This is a genomic window from Streptomyces sp. NPDC030814 (assembly GCF_055572155.1).
In genome coordinates this window covers 52,418-54,681 of record NZ_JBVIDX010000006.1, presented here as the reverse complement: position 1 = coordinate 54,681, position 2,264 = coordinate 52,418, and the positions used below count along the sequence as shown (strand labels likewise).

Genomic DNA, 2,264 nt, shown 5'->3' with positions numbered 1-2,264 from the left:
CCGGCTGTCTGCTGTTCGTCGGCGGCTCGCGGACTCCCGGCTGTCTGCTGTTCGTCGGTGGCTCGCGGACTCCCGGCTGTCTGCTGTTCGTCGGCGGCTCGCGGACTCCCGGCTGTCTGCTGTTCGTCGGCGGCTCGCGGACTCCCGGCTGTCTGCTGTTCGTCGGCGGCTCGCGGATCTCCGGCTGTCTGCTGTTCGTCGGCGGCTCGCGGACTCCCGGCCGTCTGCTGTTCGTCGGCGGCCCGTACACCCCCGGCCGCCTGCTGTCCCGGTACGGTCCGCTGCCCGGCCGTCGGGTTCTTCGTACTGCTCACGGCGTCGTCGGCGCCAGGGATCGGCACGGTCACAGCCCCGCCGATCGGGCCTCGCCCAGTTGGGTCAGCCGGTCGCGGAGACGTTCCGCCTCCTCGGGGTCCAGGCCGGGGATACGGGCGTCCGTGGCGGCCGCGGCCGTGTGGAGCTGCACGCTCGCCAGCCCGAAGTGCCGTTCGACCGGCCCGGAGGTCACCTCGACCAACTGCATGCGCCCGTAGGGCACCACGGTCTCCTCACGCCACAGCACACCCCGGCTGATCAGCAGGTCGTCGGCCCGCTCGGCGTACCGCCAGGAGCGCCAGTTGCGCTCCAGCACGGGCCACCCCCACAGCAGCAGGCCCAGCGGCAGCAGCGCGAACGCCGCCCAGCCCGGTCCGGCCAGCCAGCCGAGGAGGACCCCCGTACCGACGGCGATGGGGCCCAGCCACACCACCAGCAGCAGTCGTCTCATCCGCAGCAGCCCGCGCGGCAGTCCCGTCCACTCCGGCTCGCCCTGCGCCCGCTCAGCGCCGTCTTCCAAGGTCCCCGTCTCCATTCCGCCAGCGTACGTACGACAGACTGTGTGCATGACTCCTCCGACGGAGACCAGACAGACGACGGTCGGTATCGGCGGCGCCGCCGAGAGCACGGACATGGTGCTGAACATCGGACCGCAGCACCCGTCCACGCACGGTGTGCTGCGGTTGCGGCTCGTCCTCGACGGCGAGCGCATCACGCACGCGGAGCCGGTGATCGGCTATATGCACCGTGGTGCGGAGAAGCTCTTCGAGGCGCGCGACTACCGCCAGATCATCATGCTCGCCAACCGCCATGACTGGCTCTCCGCCTTCTCGAACGAGCTGGGCGTCGTCCTCGGCGTCGAACGCATGCTCGGCATGGAGGTCCCCGAGCGCGCGGTCTGGATGCGCACGCTCCTCGCGGAGCTGAACCGGGTTCTGAACCACCTGATGTTCCTCGGCTCGTACCCGCTGGAACTCGGCGGCATCACCCCGGTGTTCTACGCGTTCCGGGAGCGCGAGGAACTCCAGAACGTCATGGAGGAGATCTCCGGCGGGCGCATGCACTACATGTTCAACCGCGTCGGCGGCCTCAAGGAGGACCTCCCGGCCGGCTGGACGGCACGCGCGCGTGCCGCCGTCGCGGACGTCCGCTCCCGTATGGGCGTCTTCGACGACCTCGTCCTCGGCAACGAGATCTTCCGGGGGCGTACGCGTGACGTGGGCGTCCTCTCCCCGCAGGCCGTGCACGCGTACGGGGTGAGCGGGCCGATCGCCCGTGCCTCCGGCGTCGACTTCGACCTGCGGCGCGACGAGCCGTATCTGGCGTACGGGGAGCTCCAGGACGTGCTCAAGGTCGTCACCCGCGACGAGGGGGACTGCCTCGCCCGCTTCGAGTGCCTGCTGGAGCAGACCCATGTCTCCCTCGCCCTCGCCGACGCCTGTCTCGACCGTCTCGCCGAGCTGCCGCCCGGGCCGATCAACCAGCGCCTCCCCAAGGTCCTCAAGGCGCCCGAGGGCCACACCTACGCCTGGACCGAGAACCCCCTCGGCATCAACGGCTACTACCTCGTCAGCAAGGGCGAGAAGACTCCGTACCGGCTGAAGCTCCGCTCCGCCTCCTACAACAACATCCAGGCCCTCACCGAACTGCTGCCGGGGACCCTGGTGGCCGACATGGTGGCGATCCTGGGGTCGATGTTCTTCGTGGTGGGGGACATCGACAAGTAGGGGGGCGGCGGCCACAGGTCCGGAAATTCCAGCGGTCCGCCGGCCCCCGGGCCCGGGATTCCCAAGGTCCGCCGGCCCGCGCGCCCGGAATCCGTACTGTCAGGCGTCGGCAAGCCCGGAGTCCGTACTGTCAGGCGTCGGCAAGCCCGGAGTCCGTACTGTCAGGCGTCGGCAAGCCCGGAGTCCGTACTGTCAGGCGTCGGCAAGCCCGGAGTCCCGTAC

The 2,264-nt window shown here is 70.3% G+C and carries 2 protein-coding genes and 1 pseudogene; 1 reads left to right on the top strand and 2 read right to left on the bottom strand.

The features are described 5' to 3' along the window. Both ACZ43N_RS15050 and ACZ43N_RS15045 read right to left on the bottom strand, forming a co-directional pair. Positions 1-347: pseudogene (locus ACZ43N_RS15050) on the bottom strand (hypothetical protein); the annotation flags it as partial. Beyond that, positions 344-850 (bottom strand): PH domain-containing protein, encoded by a 507-nt coding sequence (locus ACZ43N_RS15045; RefSeq protein ID WP_468097768.1) that lies wholly within the window; start codon positions 848-850, stop codon positions 344-346. The pseudogene ACZ43N_RS15050 and the gene ACZ43N_RS15045, both read right to left, overlap by 4 nt. Positions 851-881: 31 nt before the next feature. On the opposite strand from ACZ43N_RS15045, the gene ACZ43N_RS15040 reads away from it, so the two are divergent. Further along, a complete protein-coding gene (locus ACZ43N_RS15040; protein ID WP_468097767.1) occupies positions 882-2,042 on the top strand; it encodes an NADH-quinone oxidoreductase subunit D in 1,161 nt (386 codons plus the stop codon). Positions 2,043-2,264: the final 222 nt, after the last annotated feature.